The sequence below is a fragment of the Tepidicaulis sp. genome (assembly GCF_965222285.1).
In the GTDB taxonomy this organism is placed as follows: domain Bacteria; phylum Pseudomonadota; class Alphaproteobacteria; order Parvibaculales; family Parvibaculaceae; genus Tepidicaulis.
Genome location: NZ_OZ244942.1, coordinates 2,243,126 through 2,262,389, shown reverse-complemented (window position 1 = coordinate 2,262,389; position 19,264 = coordinate 2,243,126). Strand labels below are relative to the sequence as shown.

The window sequence follows — 19,264 nt, the reverse complement described above, 5'->3', positions numbered from 1 at the left end:
CGTTCAGTCCCATGCTTAACGTGCCGCAATATCAAGGATCGCGTATCGCCGTCTTCGGGCTTGGCCGCTCGGGGCTAGTGAGCGCGCGCGCCTTGCGTGAAAGCGGGGCGGAGGTGCTGGTCTGGGATGACAATGAAACGCGGCGCGCGGAGGCGGAAGCGGAAGGCTTTGCCGTCAAGGATCTTTATTCGGGCGACTGGCACGGCATCGAGGCGCTGCTTCTCAGCCCCGGCGTGCCGCTCACGCATCCCGAGCCCCATGACGTCGTCAAGCGCGCGAAGAAACTGAATGTGCCGGTCATCGGCGATATCGAGCTTTTTCAGATGGCGCTCGATGCGGCAGAGACGGAAGTGCCTTTCATTGCCATTACAGGCACGAATGGCAAATCGACGACCACGGCGCTGATCGGGCATATGGCGGCTTTTTGCGGGCGCGATGCGCAGGTCGGCGGTAATATCGGCAAGCCCGTGCTGGAGCTTACCGCGCCGCGTCCCAATACGGTCTATGTGATCGAGATTTCCTCTTATCAGATCGACCTTGCTCCGCATCTGCACCCGAGCATCGGCATTCTGACGAACATCACGCCGGATCATATCGACCGTCATGGCTCGCTGGATGGCTATGCGGCGGTCAAAGAGAAACTCTTCGCCCGTCAGGCGGCAGGGGACGATGCGATGATCGGCATCGACACGCCTGCCAGCGCGCAAATCTGTTCACGTCTCCTCGGTAAGGGCTTGCAGCGGGTGGTGCCGGTTTCCGTCGGCAAGGCGATCGGCCGGGGCATCTATGTGCTCGACGGGGTGCTATACGACAATACGGGCACGCAGTGTGTCACCGTCGGCAATTTGAAACCGATGAAAACGCTGGCAGGCGCGCATAACTGGCAGAATGCCGCCATTGCCTATGCGGTGGGGCGCAGCCTTGGCTTCCCGCGCGACCGGATCCTCGATTCCTTCGAAAGCTTCGCCGGTCTTGCCCACCGGATGGAAATCGTGGCCGAAGAGGCGGGTGTGCGTTTCGTCAATGATAGCAAGGCGACGAACGCGGATGCGGCGGAAAAATCCCTCGGCACCTATGACAATATTTATTGGATTGCGGGCGGCGTGGCGAAAGAAGGCGGTATCGCGCCGCTCGAGCCGTTCTTTCCGCGTATCCGCAAGGCCTATCTGATCGGCCAGGCGGCGGAAGCTTTCGCCGAAACCTTGAGCGGCAAGGTGGAAACGGTGCTGGCCGGTACGCTCGGCAGTGCCGTCGCCAAAGCCCATGCCGATGCGGCGAGTGATGCGGCGCCCATGGACAAAGTCGTGCTGCTTGCACCAGCCTGCGCTTCCTTCGATCAGTTCGCCAATTTCGAAGAACGCGGCGACAGTTTCCGCAAGGCGGTGCTGGCGCGGCTTGGCAAGGCAGAAGCCGGAACGGCCGGGGAGGTGACGCCATGATGCGCCTTTCCCGCACGAACCGCACGCCGATTAGCGAATGGTGGTGGACCGTCGACCGCTGGACCTTGCTGGCGATTGGCGGGCTCATCGTGCTCGGCATCGTGCTCTCGCTGGCGGCAAGCCCGGCGGTGGCGCAGCGGCTCAACCTGCCGAATTTCCATTTCGTCTATCGCCAGATGATTTTCCTGGTGCCGGCGCTGATCATCCTGATCGGCGTTTCCATGCTTTCCGTCCGCCAGGTGCGCCGCCTTGCGCTCATCGTTTTTGGCGGGGCTTTCTTTCTTATGTTGGCGACGCTCGCTGTGGGCCCCGAGATCAAGGGCGCAACGCGCTGGCTCAGCATCGGACCGTTCTCGATCCAGCCGTCGGAATTCATGAAGCCGGCTTTCGTGGTGCTGGTCGCCTGGCTCTTTGCCGAAGGCGCGCGCAAGAAGATCGCAGGCGTGCCTTTTGCGCTTGGTCTTTACGGGGCGACGGCCTTCGTGCTGGTGATGCAGCCCGATTTCGGCCAGCTCTCGCTGCTCACGATCATTCTGGTGGCGCTCTTCTTCTTCTCCGGTCTTTCCTGGTTCTGGATCGGCTCCATCGGCACGGTGGCGCTGGCCGGTGCGCTTATGGCTTATAGCTTCGTGCCGCATGTGACGAGCCGTGTGGACCGGTTCATCAACCCGGAATCGGGCGACACCTATCAGATCGACCGGGCGCTCGATGCCTTCAAGGCAGGCGGCTTTCTGGGGCGCGGGCCCGGCGAGGGCGAGGTGAAGCGCATTCTGCCCGACGCTCATACGGATTTTATTTTCGCGGTGGCGGCGGAAGAATACGGCGTCTTTGCCGGACTTCTGATCATCGGCCTTTTCGGTTTCATCGTGGTGCGCACGTTGATGCGGGCGCGGGGCGAGAGCGATCTTTTCGTGCAGCTTTCAGCCTCAGGCCTCGTGCTTCTGATCGGCGTGCAGGCACTCATCAATATGGCGGTGAACGTCAACCTTCTGCCTGCCAAAGGCATGACGCTGCCTTTCATTTCTTATGGCGGCTCTTCGCTTCTGGCGGTGGCGCTGACGCTCGGTATGCTTTTGGCGCTCACCCGGCGGCGGGCGGGCGCATCTCTCGCCCAGCCCATGGCAATGGGGAGGGCGTTCGCATGACGGCGGATAAGCTTCACCTTCCCGGACCCATCGTGATCGCCGCGGGCGGCACTGGCGGCCATCTCTTTCCCGGTCAGGCATTGGCGCAGGAGCTCGGCCGCCGCGGCCACGAGGTGGTGCTCTTGACGGATGAACGCGTACAGCGTTTCGAGCACTGGTTCCCGCAGGCCGATATTTATGCGGTGCCGGCGGCAACGATTGCCGGGCCCGGTCTTGCCGGGGTGCTCTCCTCGCTCTGGAAAATCTTTTCCGGCACCGCGCAGTCCTATTCGATTTACGGGCGCATCAAACCGAGCGCCGTTATCGGCTTTGGCGGCTATCCGACGCTGCCGCCGGTTCTGGCGGCTGCTGCGCGGCGTATCCCGACATGCGTGCATGAACAGAATGCGGTACTTGGCCGCGTGAACCGGCTCGCCGCGCGTTTCGTCGATGCGCTGGCCTCCACGTTTGAAGCGCCGAAATATCTGCGCGCGCAGGATGCTCATAAGGTCGAAGTGACCGGCAATCCGGTGCGCGATGCGGCCATGGCCCAAGCGGGCGCGCCTTATCAGGCGCCGCGCGCGGATGAACCTTTCCATTTGCTTGTTACCGGCGGCAGTCAGGGCGCAAGGGTGATGAGCGATGTGGTGCCGGCGGCACTTACTCAGCTGCCGGGAGTGTTGCGCAATCGCCTTAAACTCGTGCAGCAGGCGCGGGAAGAAGATCTCGCCCGCGTCAAAGCCGCTTATGAGGAAGCCGGGATCGAGGCGGAGCTTTCTTCCTTCTTCGATGACATGCCGGCACGCATTGCCCGCGCCCATCTCGTGATCGGGCGGGCAGGGGCCTCGACGGTAAGCGAGCTTGCGGTGATCGGCCGTCCCTCGCTCCTCGTGCCGCTCCCCCATTCCATCGATCAGGACCAAAAGGCGAATGCCGAGCTTCTCTCATCGAGTGGAGCGGGCTGGATGATCGAGCAAGAGGTTTTCACGCCCGGCGCGCTGGCTGCACGGCTCACCGAACTGATGAACAGCCCGGATGTGCTGGCCTCGGCGGCAGCGGCGGCCCTGAAGCAGGGCCGGCCCGATGCGGTGACGCGCCTTGCCGATCTGGTCGAACGTCTGGCGCTTGGAAAAACACAGCGTCTTGGCACGCGCGGCGCGGCGAAGGCGCTGCCCGGCGGCAAAGATGCGGGCGAGAACGCCCTCAAACGGATCAGTGTGAAGGAGTATGCGCGATGAAGCCGGCACCTCTTGATATCGGCGTCATCCATTTCGTGGGGATTGGCGGCATCGGCATGAGCGGCATTGCCGAGGTCATGCACAATCTCGGTTATAAGGTGCGCGGTAGCGACGTGGCCGACAGCGCCAACGTGAAGCGCCTGCGCGCGCTCGGCATTGCGGTCGATATCGGCCATGCAGCGGAGAATATTGCCGAAGCGCAGGTGCTGGTCGTCTCCACGGCGATCAAGCCGGACAATCCCGAGCTTGTGGAAGCGCGCGCCCGGATGATGCCCATCGTGCGCCGGGCGGAAATGCTGGCCGAGCTGATGCGGCTGAAATCCTGCATTGCCATTGGCGGCACGCACGGCAAGACGACGACAACCTCCATGGTCGCCTCCATTCTGGATGCGGCGGATTTCGACCCGACGGTCATCAATGGCGGCATCATCAATGCTTACGGCACCAATGCACGCCTTGGCGACGGCGACTGGATGGTGGTGGAAGCGGACGAATCCGACGGCACTTTCCTGAAACTGCCCTCGACCATTGCGGTCGTGACGAATGTCGATCCGGAACATCTCGACCATTACGGCAGTTTCGATGCGATCCGTCAGGCCTTCCTGAATTTCGTTGAAAGCGTGCCCTTCTATGGCTTTGCGGTTATGTGCATCGACCATCCGGAAGTGCAGGCGTTGATCGGCAAGGTGAAAGACCGCTGGGTCGTGACTTACGGCACGAGCCCGCAGGCGGATGTGCGCGCCAGCAATATCCGCACGGAAAACGGCTTCAGCGTCTTCGACGTCACGATCACGAAGCGCCGCACGGGTGAGGTGATCGAGATGCCCGGCATGAAACTGCCCATGCCCGGCACGCATAATGTGCTCAACAGCCTTGCGGCCATCGGCGCGGCCAGCGAAATGGGTGTGCCCGGCCAAACGATCCGCAAGGCGCTGGAAGGTTTCGGCGGGGTCAAGCGCCGCTTCACCCGCACGGGTGAATGGAACGGCGTGCAGGTCTATGACGATTACGGCCATCACCCGGTGGAAATTTCCGCCGTGCTGCAGGCCGCCCGCTCCGCGGCCGAGGGTAAAATCGTCGCTGTCGTTCAGCCGCACCGTTTCACACGCCTGCGCGATCTTTTCGATCAATTCTGCCAATGCTTCAACGATGCCGACACGGTGCTGGTCGCGCCGGTCTATGCGGCAGGCGAGAGCCCGATCGAAGGCTTTGACAGCGCCGCGCTCGTACAAGGCCTGCGGGACCGGGGCCACCGGAACGTGATGGCGTTCGAAGGACCGGAAGAGCTGCCGGGCCTCATCGCCGATATGGCCCAGCCCGGCGACATGGTGGTCTGCCTCGGTGCGGGCAGTATCACGCAATGGGCGAATGCGCTGCCCGAGGATTTGAAAAAACTGAAGGGAGGGGGCGCATGAATGCTGTTCAGGCTTCTTCCCTGATGGCGCGGCTGCCGCAGGTGCGCGGCGAGCTTACCGAGAACGCGCCGCTGGCCGAGTTTACCTGGTTCCGTGTCGGCGGGCCTGCCGAAGTGCTGTTCCGCCCGGCGGACCGGGATGACCTTGCCGCTTTTCTGAAAGGCTGCCCGGCGGATGTGCCGGTGACGGTTATCGGTGTCGGCTCCAACCTTCTGGTCCGCGACGGCGGCGTCAAAGGGGTGGTGATCCGTCTCGGACGCGCCTTTGCGGGTGCACGCAAAATCGGCGAAACGCGCCTGGAAGTCGGCACGGCCATGCTCGATGCCATGGTCTCGCGCGCGGCCATGGAAGCGGGCATTGAAGGGCTTGAATTTTACCGCGGTATTCCGGGCTCCATCGGCGGCGCGCTGCGCATGAATGCGGGCGCCCATGGCGGGGAAACGAAAGACGTGTTCGTCGAGGCGGAAGCCGTGACGCGGCAGGGCGAGATCATTCGTCTTACGCCCGCCGATATGGGCTTTTCCTACCGGCATACGGACGTAGCGGGCGATTTGATTTTCACTTCCGCGATCCTTGAAGGGCGCAAGGGAGACAAAGACGCCATCGCCAAACGCATGGCGGAGGTGCAGGAGCACCGGGAAAACGCGCAGCCCATCAAATCGCGCACGGGCGGCTCGACCTTCAAGAATCCGGAAGGCGGCAAGGCCTGGCAACTTGTGGATGCCGCCGGATGCCGGGGGCTGAAAGTCGGCGGCGCGCAGGTATCGGAAATGCACTGCAATTTCCTCATCAATACCGGCGATGCGACGGCCCGCGATATCGAAACGCTGGGCGAGGAAGTGCGCGCGCGGGTGAAAAAGACAAGCGGTATCGAGCTGCACTGGGAAATCAAACGCATCGGAGAGGCTGCATGAGCGGGAAGAACACCCATGTCGCCGTTCTGATGGGCGGCTGGAGCGCGGAGCGGGAAGTCAGCCTTTCCTCCGGCAAGGGCTGTGCCGATGCGCTGCGCCGCGCAGGCTACCGGGTGAGCGAGATCGATGCGGGTCATGACCTGCCGGCGGTTTTGCAGGAGTTGCGCCCCGATGTGGTCTTCAATGCGCTGCACGGCGAGTGGGGCGAGGATGGCTGCGTGCAGGGCGTCCTGGAAATTCTGGAGCTGCCTTACACCCATTCCGGCGTTCTGGCTTCATCGCTTGCCATGGACAAGGAGATGGCCAAACACATTTTCCGCGCCGCGGGCCTGCCCGTCACGGAAAGCGTTGTCGTGACGCGCGCCGAAGCGGCCAAGGGTCATGTCATGGACACGCCTTACGTGATCAAGCCGGTCAATCAGGGCTCGAGCGTCGGCGTTCACATTGTGCGTCAGGGTGAGAACCGCCCGCCAGCGGAGCTGAGCTCGGAGAAGTGGAACCTCGGTGAGCTCGTCATGGTGGAGCGTTATATCCCTGGCCGCGAGCTGACCTGCGCCGTGATGGGCGAGGAAATGTTCGATGTGACAGAGATCGTCGCCAATACCGCTTTCTACGATTATGAGGCGAAATACAAGGCGGGCGGTTCCGATCACATTCTGCCCGCGCCCATCGAGGCGGATATTTATGCCCATGTGCAGGCGGTGACGAAAGCCGCGCATGAGGCGCTGGGCTGCCGCGGTGTCAGCCGGGCCGATTTCCGGTTCGATGAAACGAAAGGTGCGAGCGGCGTGGTGCTCTTGGAAGTGAACACGCAGCCGGGCATGACGCCGACCTCGCTCGTGCCCGAGCTCGCCGCCCGCGCCGGTTATTCCTACGAAGATCTGGTTTCCTGGATGGTGGAGGATGCGTCATGCCGCCGGTGACACGCTCAACCAGCAAGCGCCAAGCGCAGGCAAGCCCGCGCACCCGCAAAGGGGGCACGGCGAACCGCCGCAAGGTGAGCGCGGCAGCGCCGGGCAAGCCGCGTAAAAAGGCGCGTGAATTTGGGCGGCGTAAACAGCGTCCGCCGAGCCGTCTGTCGCGTTTCTTCTCGGCGCTGCGCAGCGGCAATGTTTCGGCCATGCCGCTTGCCGCGCTGGCAGGCATGCTGGTGGTCTTTGCCGTCTTTTACGGGCTCATGGTCGGCGGGCATTTCGCAGCCGCCGGCAGCTCTCTTGTGGCCGGCACGCACCGCATGATCGCGGGCGCAGGCTTTTCCGTGCAGGACGTGACGGTGGAGGGGCGTGACCGCACACCGGTGCGTGATGTCATGCAGGCGCTCAATGTCGAGCGCGGCATGTCGATCTTCCTTGTCGATGTGGAAGCGGCGCGCGAACGGCTCGAGCGGCTTGACTGGGTGGCCTCGGCCAGCGTCACGCGCTTCTGGCCGGACCGTATTCACGTGGAACTGAACGAACGTGTGCCCTATGCCGTCTGGCAGCGGGGCGGGCGTCTTGCCATTGTGGACAGGGAAGGTCAGCCGATCACCGAAAACCATATCGAGGATTATGCCCATCTGCCGCTTGTCGTCGGTCATGGGGCCGCCGATGAGGCGCCCGTCATTCAGGAACTTCTGGCGCAATGGCCGGCGCTGCATTCGCGGGTGCGCGCGGCCGTGCGGGTGGGGGACCGGCGCTGGAACCTGCGCCTTGAAAACGGTGTCGATGTGCTTCTGCCCGAGCGGCATGTGGAACGCGCGCTTGCCGAACTCGTTGCCATCGAAAACAGCCACCGGGTGCTGGCGCGCGATATCGAGGCAATCGATTTGCGTCTGCCCGACCGCTTTACCATCCGTCTCACTCCCGATGCAGCGGCCCGCCGTGCCGCTTCCGGCGTGAACGATCTTGGGCGCGAGCGTGCCAAGGGGAGCGCGACATGAATATGATGAGCCTCGGGAATAAGAACATGCAGGGCCGTCCCGTTTCCTCCAGCCGGCCGGGTATCGTCACGGCGCTGGATATCGGCACCAGTAAGATCGCCTGCTTCATCGCCAAGATCGAGCCGGGGCGCATGGCCGACGGTTTGCACCCGGTGCGGGTGCTCGGTATCGGCCATCAGGTCTCGCGCGGGATGCGCGGCGGGGCGGTGGTCAACATGGACGAGACCGAAGAGGCGATCCGCGTTGCCGTCGATGCCGCCGAACGCATGGCCGGGATCACGGTGAAGGAGGTCGTCGTCTCGGTCTCCTGCGGCGAGTTGAAAAGCCAGACCGTGGCGGTCAAATCCTCGCTCACGGGTCAGGCGGTCAGCGATGAGGACGTGCAGCGCCTGCTTGCCCATGCCCGCGTGCATTATAAGCCCGAAGGACGCGACGTGCTGCACGCCATCCCGGTCAATTACGCGGTGGATGGCAGCCGGGGAGTGCGCGCGCCGCAGGGCATGTTCGGTGAACAGCTCGGCGTTGAAGTGCATATGGTCAGCGCGGTCAAAGGACCGCTGCGCAACTTGGCGCTTTGCATCGAACGCTGCCATCTCGACATTGCCGGCATTGCCGCCGCGCCTTATGCCGCCGGGCTTTCGGCACTGGTGGAAGACGAAAAAGACCTCGGCGTAACGCTGATCGATATGGGCGGCGGCACGACATCGCTCGCCGTTTTCTTCGAAGGTGTAATGGTCTATTGCGATGTGATTCCAATTGGGGGTATTCACATTACAAACGACATTGCACGCGGTTTGTCGACGCCGCTCGCGCATGCGGAAAGAATGAAGACTCTTTACGGCAGCGCGCTGGCGAGCCCCTCGGACGAGCGGGAACTGATCGACGTGCCGCAGGTGGGAGAATCCGATTCAGACGGCGCCAATCACATTCCCCGTTCCATGCTGACGGGGATCATCCAGCCCCGACTCGAAGAGACGCTCGAGCTTGTCCGTGACCGGCTCGAGGCGAGCGGTTACGGCCGCATCGCGGGGCGACGTGTGGTGCTGACGGGCGGTGCGGCGCAGCTCAATGGCGCGCGCGAGCTCGCCGCCCGGATTTTGGACAAGCAGGTAAGGGTCGGCCACCCCTTGAAGGTGACGGGCCTTGCCGAATCCACGGCAGGACCGGCTTTTGCGGCATGCGCAGGGCTTCTTGCCTATTCACAAGTTTCTCCGCTCGAGATTCTCTCGGGCGGTGAAGACCCCGATCCGGAACATTCCGGCGGGCAATTGCGGCGATTGGGCCGCTGGTTGAAGGAGAACTTCTAATGGAACGTCCCACCCGGAACGCGACTGCTTCCGGTTGCTGTGAAGCGGCAAAAACAGCGCCGGGGCGAACTGACGGAAGTTTTGATTGCGGCATCGGATGTGCGGGAAAGGCCGCCGCGGCGGCGGCACCCCATAAAAGCATCCGGAACTTTTGATACTCACGAGGAGGCTGACATGAGCATCAATCTCACTGTCCCGAAGAACCAGGAACTGAAACCCAGAATTACCGTATTCGGTGTCGGCGGTGCCGGCGGGAACGCGGTCAACAACATGATCGAGGCCGGCCTTGAAGGCTGCGACTTCGTTGTCGCCAACACGGATGCCCAAGCGCTGCAGATGTCCTCTGCCGACCGGCGCATTCAGCTCGGCGAGAACATCACCGAAGGTCTGGGCGCAGGTTCGCGTCCGGAAATCGGCTGCGCGGCGGCCGAAGAAGCCATGGCGGAGATCAACGACAATCTGCAAGGCGCCCATATGGTCTTCATTACGGCCGGCATGGGCGGCGGCACGGGCACGGGCGGCGCCCCCGTCATTGCCCGCGCGGCCCGCGACCTTGGTATTTTGACCGTCGGTGTCGTCACCAAGCCCTTCCAGTTCGAAGGCTCGCGCCGTATGCGCATTGCCGAAGAGGGCATCGAAGAGCTTCAGAAATATGTCGACACGCTGATCATCATCCCGAACCAGAACCTGTTCCGGGTGGCAAATGAGCGCACGACCTTTGCCGACGCGTTCGGCATGGCCGATGAGGTGCTGCATTCGGGCGTGGCCGGCATTACCGACCTCATGATGAAGCCGGGCCTCATCAATCTCGACTTTGCCGATGTGCGCACGGTGATGAACGAGATGGGCAAAGCCATGATGGGCACGGGTGAAGCCGAAGGCGAGAAGCGGGCCATCGAAGCGGCGGAAGCGGCCATTTCCAACCCGCTGCTTGACGAAGTTTCGATGAAAGGCGCGCGCGGCGTGCTGATCAACATCACCGGCGGCATGGACCTGACCCTCTATGAAGTGGATGAAGCGGCAAACCGCATCCGCTCCGAGGTGGACCCGGATGCCAATATCATTGTCGGCTCGACCTTCGACAGCAATCTGAACGGCTCCATGCGCGTCTCCGTCGTGGCGACAGGCATCGATGTGGAAGAAGCCATGCTGGGCCAGCCGCGCGAAAGCCGGCCGGTGGAAGCGGTGGCCCGCCAGCAGGCTGCTCCTCAGGCCGCTCAGGCTCCTGAGGCGCCGCAAGAACGGACGGAAGACGTTCGGATGCAGGAAGCGCCTGCCGCTTCCACGCCCGAACCGGAGTATGAGAGTGCAGGGGAAGAGGAAACCTCCTTCCGGGAAGTGGCCTCAGCGGTTGCCGATCACGTTCAGTCGGAAACGGAAGGCCGGAACGATGCGTATTTCGACCCGAAGGAATTCGAGGCCGAGGTGATCATCCACAAGCCGGGTGAAGCCCCGCGCTCGCTTTCCGAGCAAAAGGCGCCGAAGCGGCCCTATATCCCCGAAGGGCTCGACCGGGTGGAAGGCACGGCGAAGGACGACATGCCGTCCTTCCTCGGCCAGCGGCCCCAGCCGGTGCCGCAGAGCCGGACGGTGAAACGGGCGCCCAGCTTCTTCGAGCGTCTGGCCGGCGGGCGTAAGAGCCGCCAGGAAACCGAAAACGAAGCCCCGCGGCGCGAGCCGGTTCTGGGCCAGGGAACGCCGGTGCGCGCCCGCGCTACGGCTGCCCAGCCCGTGATCTCTCCCGACGCGGTGCGCGATACGGAGACCCGGCGCGAGCCGGTGCAACAAAAACGGGCTGTTCCCTCCGAAGAGGGGCTCATTCAGCCCAGCTATGAGGAAGACCAGTTGGAAATTCCAACCTTCCTCCGGCGCCAGGCTAACTAAGCCGCGCGCCAAACCTGGGGGGCTTGCTCTCCATGTCAGCCTGATGGCCTGGTTCGGATGCCGCTCCGGACCAGGCCATTATTGTTTAAAATCAAAGGCTTATGAGTTAGTTCGAAGTGTAACATATCGAAATAAAGAGTTATTTGAGGCGATTGTGCCGGATTGTTACAAGAAGAGTGCCCGGTAAGGATCTGCGGGGGCAGGTGCCGGGCGCGAGGGGGCAGCGAGCTTGACTTGCAGTCGGGTCATAAAGACCGAAAGACGAAGGGTCGGGCGGCATTGGGTGAAAACCTCAAGCCCACAAGCTGAATGAGTAAGTGTGCCGCTTCCGGCGGCGAAAGGACGACGAGCGTGCGTAAGACGGAAATGGACATGAACGGGATCGAACCGGTAGGCAGCGCAGGCGCAGCCTGTGCCCCGGCTTCCGTCGAAACCCCTTCCGCTGCATCGCTGGACCGTTCCGCTTTCCAGACCACGCTTTCCCGCGCAATCGAGATTGAAGGCATCGGCCTGCACAAGGGCGAGGACGCCCGTTTGGTGCTGAAACCGGCCGCTGCCGATACCGGCGTGGTTTTCCGCCGCACCGACCTTTCCTCCATCGACCGCACGCTCACCGATATTCCCGCCCGCTTCGATGCGGTTTGCGAGACGACGATGTGCACGGTGCTGGGCAATGAAAAAGGCACGACCGTTGCCACGGTCGAACATTTGATGGCGGCGCTGGCCGCCTGCGGCATCGACAATCTGATCGTTGAAGTGAGCGGGCCGGAAGTGCCGGTGATGGACGGCTCGTCCGCCGCCTTCGTCAAGGCGATCCGCCAGGCTGGCATCCGCGAGCTGGACGCGCCGCGCCTTGCCATCCGTATTCTGAAGCCCGTCATCCTGGAAGAGGGCCTGAAAAAGGCCGAGCTTCTTCCGGCAGACGGGTTCTCCATCTCCTTCGACATCGATTTCGACAATCCGGTGATCGGGCAGCAGAGCTATACGGCTGACATCAATGCCGAGCTTTTTGCCGAGGAGCTTTCCGAAGCCCGCACCTTCGGCTTCTACAAGGATTATGAGCTTCTCAAATCCATGGGCCTTGCCAAGGGCGGCTCGCTGGAAAACGCCGTGGTCATCGACGGCGAAGAAGTGATGAACGAAGAAGGCCTGCGCTTTGCCGACGAGTTCGTGCGCCACAAGGTGCTGGACGCGGTGGGCGACCTCGCGCTGGCCGGTGCCCCGCTGATCGGCCGCTACCGGGGCGTGCGCGCGGGCCATGCCCTCAACAACCAGATCCTGCGGGCGCTTTTTGCCGCGCCGGATGCCTGGGAATTCGTGGCGCTGACCCCCCGCGCCGAAGAAGGCCTTGAGGCCCTGGCTGCCGCAGTTTCGGCGGACTGAGCCGGGCTTTCCCTTCAAAATCCCCCAAAACGGCCCTTGCGGGCTCTATGGCGCGGCGCTCAGCCCTGCTATAGTCGCGCCCTCGAAGGGGCGATGCACCCGATTCCCGTTTCAGCAACGAATGGAAACGTTACGTGCCGTATTTTGATTTCTTGAGGGGTGGGGCAGGCCGCCGTTTGTTTCCGGCTGTGCTCTGCGTAATGGCCGCGCTCGTGCTTGCCGGCTGCTCCTCCGATGGTGAAGAAGAAATCGCCTATGAAGAGCGCCCCGTCGAGGCCATTTACAATAAGGCGCTCGATTACCTGGAAGCGGGGGATTACCGCCGCGCTGCGACCGAGTTCGACGAGGTGGAGCGCCAGCACCCCTATTCGGTTTGGGCGCGCCGGGCCATGCTGATGGCCGCCTATACCTATTACAAGATCAATGAATACGACACGGCTATTCTCGCCGCCCAGCGTTTCATTGCGCTTTATCCGGGCGGCGATGAGGCCTCTTATGCCCATTACCTTGTCGCGCTTTCCTATTACGAGCGCATTTCGGATGTGCGCCGCGACCAGAAGATTACCGAGCAGGCTTATGCCGCGCTTCTGGAAGTGCTGCGCCGGTATCCGGACAGCAAATATTCCCGCGATGCGCAGCTGAAGCTGGAACTGACGATCGACCACCTTGCGGGCAAGGAAATGGAGATCGGGCGCTATTACCTCAATCAGCGCAACTATCTGGCAGCGATCAACCGCTTTCGTGCAGTGATCGAGAATTACCAGACGACGACGCACACGCCCGAAGCGCTGCACCGGCTCACCGAAGCCTATCTCTCGCTCGGCATTGCGCCGGAAGCGCAAACGGCGGCGGCGATCCTGGGGCACAATTTCCCCGGCAGCCGCTGGTATGAAGACAGTTATGCGCTGCTGGCCGATAAGGGACTTGAGCCGAAGGAAAACGAAGCGTCCTGGATCAGCCAGGCGTGGAAATCCGTTTTTTAGGGGCGGACATGCTTGTCGCGTTGTCCATCCGGGACATCGTTTTGATCGATAGGCTCGATCTTACGCTTGAAGGCGGGCTCTGCGCGCTGACGGGTGAGACGGGCGCAGGTAAATCCATTCTTCTCGATGCGCTCGGCCTTGCCATGGGCGCCCGCGCCGATGCGGGGCTTGTGGCGCAAGGCACGGACAAGGGTTCCGTCACCGCTATCTTTGACGTGGGCGGCGATCATCCCGCCCGCGCGCTTCTGGCTGCCCAGGAGCTTTCCAGCGACGGCGATCTTATCCTGCGCCGGGTGCAAACGGCGGATGGACGCACCCGCGCTTTCATCAACGATCAGCCGGTCAGTGTGGCGCTGCTGCGTGAGGTGGGCGAGCGGCTTGTGGAAATTCACGGCCAGCATGATGAGCGCGGCCTTCTGGATGTGTCGGGCCACCGTGCGGTGCTCGATGCTTTTGCCCATTGCGAGAAAGAAGCGCAGGCCGTGCGCAGCGCCTACAAGGCGATGTCAGAAGCCCAGTCGGTTTTGAACGCTCACCGGACCCGCCTTGAGCGTGCGGAAGCGGAGCGCGCTTTCCTCACCCATGCGCTCGAAGAGCTCTCCGATCTCGCGCCGGAAGAGGGCGAAGAAGAAAAACTCGCCGAAGAACGCTCCTTGCTGATGCATGCGGAAAAGATTTCCGAGGAACTGGTTGCTGCGCAACAGGCGCTGGCCGGCGATGCGGGGCTCGACGCGCGTATCAACCTTGCCATGCGCCGGCTGGAGCGGGCCGCGCCTCAGGCTGCCGGGCGGCTCGAACCGGTGCTTGCCGCGCTGGAGCGCACGCTGGCCGAGGCGAGCGAGGCCGAAGCGCTGCTTGATGATACAGTGCGCGGGCTCGAATTCGATCCCGACAGGCTGGAACATACCGAAACCCGGCTCTTTGCCCTGCGCGCGCTTGCCCGCAAACACAATGTCCAGGTCGACGAGCTGCCTGCGTTGCAGGAGCGCATGGCCGCCGAGCTTGCCGATATCGACGATGGGGCGGCAGCGCTCGGGCGTTATGAAAAAGCCGTGGGCGAGGCGGAAGCAGCCTATGCCAAGGCAGCTCAGCTTCTCTCCGACAAGCGCGTTAAGGCAGCGGAAAAACTCGATAAGATCGTCGCCCGCGAGCTTGTGCCTCTTAAACTTGAAAAAGCGACTTTCCATACGCGGGTGGAAACGCTGCCGCCGGAAGAGGGCGGGGCGGAGGGCATAGACCGTGTGTCCTTCCTCATTGCCACCAATCCGGGCTCGCCGCTCGGGCCGTTGATCAAGATCGCCTCGGGCGGTGAGCTGTCGCGCTTCATCCTGGCGCTGAAAGTCGCGCTTGCCTCGGCAGGCAGCGCGCCGACGCTGATTTTTGATGAGGTGGATAGCGGTGTCGGCGGCGCGGTGGCGGAAGCCGTGGGCGTGCGCCTTGCCGAGCTTGCCCGCACAGCTCAGGTACTGGTCGTCACCCATTCACCGCAAGTGGCCGCGCGGGCGCACCACCATTTGCGCATTTCCAAAGCCGCAAAGGGCAAATCCAAGGACGCGCCGGTCGCAACGCAGGTCGCCCGCCTTTCAAGCTCCGACCGGCGTGAGGAAATCGCCCGTATGCTGGCCGGCGCCACGGTGACGGAAGAAGCGCGCGCTGCCGCGGACAGGCTGATCGGGAGCGCGGAGTGAGCGTGGAAGAAAAAATAAAAGTTGCCGATCTTTCCGAAGAAGAAGCGGCGAGAGAACTCGAGCGGCTGGCCGAAGAGATCGCCCGGCACGATGCGCTTTATCACGGCGAGGATGCGCCGGAGATTTCCGATGCGGACTATGACCGGCTGCGTCAGCGCAACGATGAAATCGAAAAGCGTTTTCCCGGCCTTATCCGTGAGGACAGTCCGAGCCAGCGTGTCGGCGCGGCGCCATCGGAAAAATTCGAGAAAGTCGTGCACAAGGTGCCGATGCTTTCTCTTTCCAATGCCTTTTCCGATGAAGACCTGGAAGATTTTCTCGCCCGCATCCGCCGGTTCCTGAACCTTAAGGAAGGCGAAGAGCTTTTCCTTACCGCCGAGCCCAAGATCGACGGGCTTTCCGCCTCGCTGCGCTATGAGAAGGGCAAGTTCGTGCTTGGCGCAACGCGCGGCGATGGGCGGGAGGGGGAGAACGTTACCGCCAATCTGCGCACCATCGGCGATATTCCGTTGGAGGTGAAGGCTAGGGACATGCCGGAGGTCTTCGAGGTGCGCGGCGAGGTTTATATGAGCCACGCGGATTTTGCGGCGTTGAACGAGCGTCAGGAAAAAGACGGCAAGCCGATTTTCGCCAATCCGCGCAATGCCGCCGCGGGCTCGCTCCGCCAGCTCGATTCCAGCATCACCCGTCAGCGGCCCTTGCGCTTTTTCGCTTATGCCTGGGGCGATGTGAGCGGTCTGCCGGCTCACACGCAGATGGGTGTTATCGAGGCGATGGGCCGCTGGGGCTTTGCTACCAACCCCTTGATGCGCCGCTGCGCCAGTGCGGAAGAAATGCTCGCCTTTTACCGCGAGGTTGAAGAGCAGCGCGCCACGCTCGGCTATGACATTGACGGGATCGTTTACAAGGTCGACCGGCTGGACCTGCAGGGCCGGCTCGGTTTCGTCTCGCGCAGCCCGCGCTGGGCGATCGCCCATAAGTTCCCCGCCGAGCAGGCCGTGACGGTGCTGGAGGCTATCGACATTCAAGTGGGCCGCACCGGCGCGCTGACGCCGGTGGCCCGGCTCAAGCCCGTCACCGTTGGCGGCGTCGTCGTTTCCAATGCGACCCTCCATAATGAAGACGAGATTGCCCGTAAGGACGTGCGCATCGGCGACACGGTGGTGGTGCAGCGGGCAGGCGATGTCATTCCGCAGATCGTGCGGGTGATGGAAGAACATCGCCCGAAAGGGGCAAAGCCTTATGAGTTTCCCGAGACCTGCCCCGAATGCGGCTCTCATGCGGTGCGGGAGATCAACCCGAAGACCGGCAAGCCCGATGCGGTGCGCCGCTGCACGGGCGGCCTTGTTTGCCCGGCGCAAGCGGTGGAGCGGCTGAAGCACTTCGTCTCGCGCAATGCCTTCGATATCGAAGGGCTGGGCGCTAAGCAGGTTGAGGCTTTTTATCATGACGGGCGGATCATGCGCCCGGCGGATATTTTCACGCTGGAAGAGCGGGACAAGAAAAGCCTGAAAAAGCTGAAGGACAAGGAAGGCTGGGGCGATACCTCCGCCAAGAACCTTTTCGCGGCCATTGAGGAGCGGCGGAAGGTCAGGCTCGACCGTTTCCTTTTCGCGCTCGGTATCCGCCATATCGGCGAGACGACGGCGCGGCTGCTTGCCCGTTCCTATGGCAGCATCGAAGCATTGATGGCGGCGATGAAAGAGGCGAGCGCCCCCGGGAGCGAAGCCTATCAGGAGCTTTTATCCATCGACGGGATCGGTGAGGTGGTGGCCGAGGCAGTCGTCGATTTCTTCCAGGAAGAGCATAACCGCGAAGCGGTGGAGGCGCTGCTTGCCGCAGGCGTTGCGCCCGAGCCGCTCGAGGCGCAGGAAACGGGCTCGCCCGTTGCCGGCAAGACCGTTGTTTTTACCGGCTCGCTGGAGCTTTTCACCCGTTCGGAAGCCAAAGCCAAAGCTGAATCGCTTGGCGCCAAGGTTTCAGGCTCCGTTTCGGCCAAGACCGATATTCTGGTAGCCGGGCCGGGCGCAGGCTCGAAGCTCAAAAAGGCGCAGGAGCTCGATATTCAGATATTGGACGAGCAGGGCTGGCTCGATCTGATCGAAGGCCACTGACTTTCAAGAGAGCCTAGACAGGGCGACAGGCCTCGCTCAGCCATGCCCGTTCCTGCTCATCTGTAAGTTTCTCCGTCAGCACCTTTTCCACCCGCGCGTGATAAGCGTTGAGCCAGGCGCGTTCATCCGTGTTCAAAAGCGCCGGGTCGATCAGCCGCCGGTCGATCGGGGCAAGGGTCAGCGTTTCAAACCCGAGCATGGGCCGCTCGCCGCCATCGATCATGGCCGCGGGGGTGACGACTTGCAGGTTTTCGATGCGGATGCCGTAGGCCCCGGTCTTGTAATAGCCCGGCTCGTTGGAGACGATCATACCGGGGCGGAGCGGCTCGTGCCCGGCCTTTGAAATGCGCTGCGGGCCTTCGTGAACGGACAGATAAGAGCCGACGCCATGGCCCGTGCCATGGTCGAAGTCGAGCCCGGCCTGCCAGAGGGCCATGCGGGCAAGCGCGTCGAGCTGCGCGCCGGTCGTGCCTTCCGGAAAGCGGGCCATGGAAAGGGCGATGTGGCCTTTGAGGACGCGGGTGAAGCGGTCTTTCATTTCCGCCGACGGTTTGCCGATGGCGATGGTGCGCGTCACATCCGTCGTGCCGTCGAGATATTGCGCGCCGGAATCGACGAGATAGAGCTCGCCCACATCGAGCTTGCGGTTCGTGCCTTCCGTTACCCGGTAATGGACGACGGCGCCGTGCTCGCCCGCCCCTGAAATCGTGTCGAAGCTGATGTCTTTGAGCGCCCCCGTTTCTGCGCGGAAAGCTTCCAGCTGCTTGGCCGCCGAGATCTCATCCACTTCGCCGAGCGGGGCATTGGCATCGAGCCAGGCGAGGAAACGGACAAGCGCCGCGCCGTCCCGTTCATGGGCGTCTTTCGCGCCTTTCACCTCGCGCTCGTTCTTGCAGGCCTTCGGCAGCTCGCAAGGGTCCGCGCCGTGCTGCACTTTGGCGCCGGAAGCGATGAGCTTGTCGTTGATCCAGTCCGCGCAGCTAGCCGGATCGATCTGCACATGGGCGCCGCTTTCCCCGAGCTCGCCGAGATTGACGCCAAACGCGTCCGGCTCGTGCAGCGTGACGACATTGCCCAGATGCGCGCGCGTCTCATCGCTCAGCTTGGCGCTGTCGATGAAAAGATCGGCGCTGCCATCGGCCTGCAGAATGGAGAAGGAAAGCGGCAATGGCGTATGGGAAACGTCGCCGCCGCGAATATTGAAAAGCCAAGCAATGGAATCCGGCATGGTGAGGACCGCGGCATCGGCCTTCTTGCCTTCCAGCACCTTGGCCACCCGCGCCAGCTTTTCCTGCGCCGCTTCCCCGGCAAGCTCCGTGCTATGGGCTTCAACTTTTGCGGCGGGGGGCGGGGGCTGATCTTCCCAAATATGGTCGATGAGATTTTCGGTAACAGGCACAAGCTCGGCGCCTGTTTCGGCCAGCGCTTTTTTCAGCCGCGCTACGCCGTCCACCGTGTGCAGCCAGGGATCATAGGCAAGCTTTGCGCCACCTTTCAGGTGCTTGGCGAGCCAGGTACCGAGCGGCATATCCACCATGTGGCATGTCTCGAAAATCTCCGTGTCGACCTGCTCGCGTACCTGCAGTGTGTAGCGTCCATCGACAAAGACGGCAGCCTTTTCTTCCAGCACGGCGGCCATGCCGGCGGACCCGGAAAAGCCGGTCAGCCATTTCAGGCGCTCGGCGCGCGGGGGCACATATTCGCCCTGATGCTCGTCGGCGCGGGGAATGAGAAAACCCGCAAGGCCCTCTTCCTTTAAAAGGGCGCGCAGGCGGGCAACACGCGCCGCGCCGAGGGTGGGGTCTGCACTGTCATCATATGTCTGAAACATGAGAATAAAGTGTGCTCCGGCGGCTG

Annotated in this window: 14 protein-coding genes; 13 read left to right on the top strand and 1 reads right to left on the bottom strand. The window is 62.7% G+C overall.

From position 1 onward, the window contains the following. The first annotated feature begins 11 nt into the window (after nt 1-11). From murD to ligA, 13 genes are all read left to right on the top strand, one after another. On the top strand, nt 12-1,439 hold the full coding sequence (gene murD / locus ACOQOT_RS10820; RefSeq protein ID WP_420559280.1) for a UDP-N-acetylmuramoyl-L-alanine--D-glutamate ligase: 1,428 nt from the start codon (nt 12-14) through the stop codon (nt 1,437-1,439). Then, the gene (ftsW, locus tag ACOQOT_RS10815) at nt 1,436-2,584 is read left to right on the top strand and encodes a putative lipid II flippase FtsW (protein ID WP_420559279.1); all 1,149 of its coding nucleotides are present in this window, start codon (nt 1,436-1,438) and stop codon (nt 2,582-2,584) included. Before murD ends, ftsW begins: the two co-directional genes overlap by 4 nt. After that, nucleotides 2,581-3,801: an undecaprenyldiphospho-muramoylpentapeptide beta-N-acetylglucosaminyltransferase gene (gene murG, locus ACOQOT_RS10810; RefSeq protein WP_420559278.1), complete on the top strand. Its 1,221-nt coding sequence runs from the start codon at nt 2,581-2,583 to the stop codon at nt 3,799-3,801. The genes ftsW and murG overlap by 4 nt, the downstream gene beginning before the upstream one ends. Next, nucleotides 3,798-5,216: a UDP-N-acetylmuramate--L-alanine ligase gene (gene murC, locus ACOQOT_RS10805; RefSeq protein WP_420559277.1), complete on the top strand. Its 1,419-nt coding sequence runs from the start codon at nt 3,798-3,800 to the stop codon at nt 5,214-5,216. Before murG ends, murC begins: the two co-directional genes overlap by 4 nt. After that, nucleotides 5,213-6,130 (top strand): UDP-N-acetylmuramate dehydrogenase, encoded by a 918-nt coding sequence (gene murB, locus ACOQOT_RS10800; protein WP_420559276.1) that lies wholly within the window; start codon nt 5,213-5,215, stop codon nt 6,128-6,130. The genes murC and murB overlap by 4 nt, the downstream gene beginning before the upstream one ends. Then, on the top strand, nt 6,127-7,053 hold the full coding sequence (locus tag ACOQOT_RS10795; RefSeq protein WP_420559275.1) for a D-alanine--D-alanine ligase: 927 nt from the start codon (nt 6,127-6,129) through the stop codon (nt 7,051-7,053). The genes murB and ACOQOT_RS10795 overlap by 4 nt, the downstream gene beginning before the upstream one ends. After that, the gene (locus tag ACOQOT_RS10790; protein ID WP_420559274.1) at nt 7,041-8,048 is read left to right on the top strand and encodes a cell division protein FtsQ/DivIB; all 1,008 of its coding nucleotides are present in this window, start codon (nt 7,041-7,043) and stop codon (nt 8,046-8,048) included. Before ACOQOT_RS10795 ends, ACOQOT_RS10790 begins: the two co-directional genes overlap by 13 nt. After that, nucleotides 8,045-9,355, top strand: a complete 1,311-nt coding sequence (gene ftsA, locus ACOQOT_RS10785; protein WP_420559273.1) for a cell division protein FtsA — start codon at nt 8,045-8,047, stop codon at nt 9,353-9,355. The genes ACOQOT_RS10790 and ftsA overlap by 4 nt, the downstream gene beginning before the upstream one ends. 174 nt (nt 9,356-9,529) lie before the next feature. Beyond that, the gene (gene ftsZ, locus ACOQOT_RS10780) at nt 9,530-11,239 is read left to right on the top strand and encodes a cell division protein FtsZ (RefSeq protein ID WP_420559272.1); all 1,710 of its coding nucleotides are present in this window, start codon (nt 9,530-9,532) and stop codon (nt 11,237-11,239) included. Between the two features lie 351 nt (nt 11,240-11,590). Further along, nucleotides 11,591-12,622, top strand: coding sequence for a UDP-3-O-acyl-N-acetylglucosamine deacetylase (gene lpxC, locus ACOQOT_RS10775; protein WP_420559271.1), 1,032 nt, complete (start codon nt 11,591-11,593; stop codon nt 12,620-12,622). A gap of 200 nt (nt 12,623-12,822) precedes the next feature. Continuing rightward, complete coding sequence (locus ACOQOT_RS10770; RefSeq protein ID WP_420559270.1) at nt 12,823-13,605, top strand: outer membrane protein assembly factor BamD; 783 nt, start codon at nt 12,823-12,825, stop codon at nt 13,603-13,605. Nucleotides 13,606-13,613: 8 nt separating this feature from the next. After that, a complete protein-coding gene (gene recN / locus ACOQOT_RS10765; RefSeq protein ID WP_420559269.1) occupies nt 13,614-15,293 on the top strand; it encodes a DNA repair protein RecN in 1,680 nt (559 codons plus the stop codon). After that, nucleotides 15,290-17,407, top strand: coding sequence for an NAD-dependent DNA ligase LigA (ligA, locus tag ACOQOT_RS10760; RefSeq protein WP_420559268.1), 2,118 nt, complete (start codon nt 15,290-15,292; stop codon nt 17,405-17,407). The genes recN and ligA overlap by 4 nt, the downstream gene beginning before the upstream one ends. 13 nt (nt 17,408-17,420) lie before the next feature. Here ligA and ACOQOT_RS10755 read toward each other — a convergent pair whose 3' ends face one another. After that, a complete protein-coding gene (locus ACOQOT_RS10755) occupies nt 17,421-19,238 on the bottom strand; it encodes an aminopeptidase P family protein (RefSeq protein WP_420559267.1) in 1,818 nt (605 codons plus the stop codon). Nucleotides 19,239-19,264: the final 26 nt, after the last annotated feature.